The 558-nt window shown below is 63.8% G+C and carries 1 protein-coding gene; it reads left to right on the forward strand.

The features are described 5' to 3' along the window. On the forward strand, positions 1–558 hold a 558-nt coding region (locus A4G99_RS14965), incomplete at both ends, for an ABC transporter permease (protein ID WP_150123122.1).

The following is a 558-nucleotide window of genomic DNA, read 5'->3' on the forward strand; positions in this document are numbered from 1 at the left end:
ACGCGCCACTCGGGTCGACGAAATCCGGCGTGGACGTGCTGGCGATGGCGATTCACGCCACCCCGCCGATGCTCATCATGATCGCCGCCGGGGGCATCTTCGCCACCGTCATCGCGCTCGCCATCGGCACCCTCGCCGGATACAGCGGCGGGACGGTTGACACCGTACTGACGTCCTTTTCGGACATCGCCATGACCATCCCCGGATTGCCGCTCATCATGGTACTGGCCGCCGTCTTCCACCCAGATAGCCCCGTCCTCATCGGCCTCCTCATCACCATCAACTATTGGGCTGGCCTCGCCCGCTCGATTCGCTCGCAGGTGCTTACCCTGCGCGAGGAGTCCTATGTGGAAGCCTCGCGGACGATGGGCGTGAGCACGCCGCGCATCCTGTTCAAGGACGTCATCCCGAATTTGATGCCGTTCGTGCTCGTCAACTTCGCCAACGCCGCTCGCTACGTCGTCTTCACCTCCGTCGGATTGGCCTATCTGGGCATCCTGCCCACCTCGGTGCCCAACTGGGGCGTCGACCTGAACAACGCGTACAAGCAAGCTGGGG

The sequence above is a fragment of the Haladaptatus sp. R4 genome (genome assembly GCF_001625445.1).
Taxonomy (GTDB): domain Archaea; phylum Halobacteriota; class Halobacteria; order Halobacteriales; family Haladaptataceae; genus Haladaptatus.